This is a genomic window from Photobacterium frigidiphilum (genome assembly GCF_003025615.1).
Classification (GTDB): domain Bacteria; phylum Pseudomonadota; class Gammaproteobacteria; order Enterobacterales; family Vibrionaceae; genus Photobacterium; species Photobacterium frigidiphilum.
The window spans coordinates 1-2432 of sequence record NZ_PYMJ01000093.1 but is presented as its reverse complement, the minus strand read 5'-3'; the positions used below and the strand labels follow the sequence as shown (position 1 = coordinate 2432).

The window sequence follows — 2432 nt, the reverse complement described above, 5'->3', positions numbered from 1 at the left end:
CCGTGATGTTTGTGCACGAATTTACGTCAAATCAAATAGAAACAATGTTCCGGCCAATTGAAGACAAGGAATTGATCATGCGGCTTTCCAACCCAACATTGTGGGCGATGGAAATATGGGATGAAAGACCGAGACTATCGGTTGCTGGCGTACAGTCAAAAATTAATGTCCTAAAAATGAATGGTCAGCTTGGGTTGGGTGAGGGTAATCTCTGCTCAACACACATCATTAAATTCGAAAGAAATGATCAGCAACATCTCGTCATTAATGAGTTCGTAACAATGCGTCTTGCTAGGCTTGTTGGGCTGGAGACTGCCAATGTAGAGTTGCAATATTTTGATAAATATCCTGCACTTTTAGTTGAACGCTTTGATCGTAAATTAACGAATGATTCAGTGAAACGACGTCATGTGATTGATGGATGCCAAGTCTGTAACATGGGCGTGGAAAGAAAGTACGAACGGAACCTTGGTAAGCAACGCGACGTTAAGCATATTCGTGATGGTGTTAGCCTTATAAAGTTATTTCAAATTAGCGAACAATGTGAAAATCCCATTGCTGCGAAACTGATCTTACTTGATTGGGTGTTATTTAATACTTGTGTTTACAATTGTGATTCACATGGTAAAAACGTCAGTTTTTTTGTGAGTAAAGACGGCCTGAAACCGACCCCATTTTATGATTTAGTCAATGTTCGAATGTATCCAGAATTTGAACAAGATCTTGCTATGGCATTAGGGTCTGAATTTGATTCTGATTCAATTAATGCTTATCAGCTAGTCGATTTTGCCGATGATTGTTATATAAGTAAAAAAATACTGCAACGTCGTTTACAGAAAATAGCGAGTGCAATACTCGACAATATTGATATTGCTATCAGTATGATAGGGGATGCATCGGAATCACAATGTGCTTATATGAATAGATATCGTGAAGTCATTGTATCAAGATGTGATCATCTTTTAGAACAATTAGATGAAATTCCAAAGATAGAACTTTGATTAGAAAAAATACCTTTAATATGCCCTTAGTGAGTAATAGGGATAACTAGAGAAGCATAACGATACTGTTAATTTCGATAATGCAGTCTGTATGTGTAATTAAATCTCTGTTTGTCGGTTACCTTTAGCGCCTGACCTAGCACTGGTTACCCACAGAATCTGTGGATAAGATTTAACCAGATAAGCGCCGAAGTTATCATTCATTATCACATCAAAATGCTAATGTGGTATTTTACTGAATAATGGTTAATTGATGTTTTATTTTGAGTATGATCGATGTCATTACAAAAGTTGCGTGTGATATTAAGACACAAATCTGAAAAAGAATTGATTGATGAAATAGCCGACTTATACAAAAAGTTTGACGCAGTAAAACGGTATTATAAAGCATCGTTACTCAATGATGATGAGGATGTTTTTAATTTCAGTATGGCGAAGATAGAAAAAGCGATGCAGCCGAAATTTACGGCAGATGCGTACTTGCCAACATATAAAATAGCGGAAGCTAAAAAAGCAATCTCAGAATACAAGAAGGTTTCGAGTAATGATCATGGGATAGCAAGACTAATGCTTTTCTATGTAGAGGTTTGTATTAACATTATTAATGAGCATGATTATATCGAGAAGGTTTGGTCGAGCGGGATAAGTACATTCGAAGCCGTAATAAAATTCATTAAACAAATGGACTTGGGCGTCGATATGCGTGAAAGCATAGAAAAGGTGATTCGATTACCCAATGAACATAATGAAATGAATTACGCTCTGGCTCGTATTTATGAAAGAACGATCATTAAAGATTGAATCTATGGTTAAGGTTTTTCTTGTTATATTCTGATTATGGATTCTATTCGTAAAATAATGCTGTTGTTATAACACATTTATCATTCGACAAATGTCGTGATTAATAGGCCGTATTTAATTGGTTTTCATTTGATTGATTTATCCCATCGTTTGATCTCGACATAATCCCTTCATTCTGAGGCTGTGCCACCTATTGAAATAAACAGGTGTTAACGGCTGATAGGTTAATGGTATCGTTGTTTAGCGTGGCATTACGGGACGTAAAAGATCGTTAACAATGCCACTTTTAATGATTAATGGGGTGCTTTTTGCTTAACGTCTGACTTTGACTTTTACCCCCGACGCCCCCTTTAAGGGTGCTGAAAAGCCTGATATAGTGCGCTTTAAAGGTGATGACAAAGAACTGAACTGTCACTCGATATTTGGCACTTTCCCTTCTCTATACCTCTACACCCCTCGCTATCTCGATAAATCGAGATGGTTGTTGTTTGTGGTTCGTAACTTGCTGATATTTAAAGTAAAAAAATTAGTGTTTTTACGAGTTTCGGCATTATCGAATTTTAAAAAAGTTAAACTTAACTTTGCTGAAAGTGTATTGCGCGCGCAATACGTGCGTATTGCAAGTGTATT

At 36.6% G+C, this 2432-nt stretch carries 3 protein-coding genes; all 3 read left to right on the top strand.

Annotation, left to right across the window (positions count from 1 at the left end; translation table 11 throughout):
* Positions 1-1001 (top strand): HipA domain-containing protein (locus C9J12_RS29750; protein WP_227876520.1); only part of this gene is annotated, 1001 nt, incomplete at its 5' end.
* Between the two features lie 276 nt (positions 1002-1277).
* Positions 1278-1802: a DUF6155 family protein gene (locus tag C9J12_RS29745; RefSeq protein WP_107247053.1), complete on the top strand. Its 525-nt coding sequence runs from the start codon at positions 1278-1280 to the stop codon at positions 1800-1802.
* Between the two features lie 325 nt (positions 1803-2127).
* The coding region (locus tag C9J12_RS31370; RefSeq protein WP_227876519.1) for a hypothetical protein at positions 2128-2432 on the top strand (305 nt) is incomplete at its 3' end.

Coding starts and splice junctions, on each gene's coding strand:
- C9J12_RS29745 (WP_107247053.1), top strand. CDS start 1,278: ATGTCATTACAAAAGTTGCGTGTGATATTAAGACACAAATCTGAAAAA.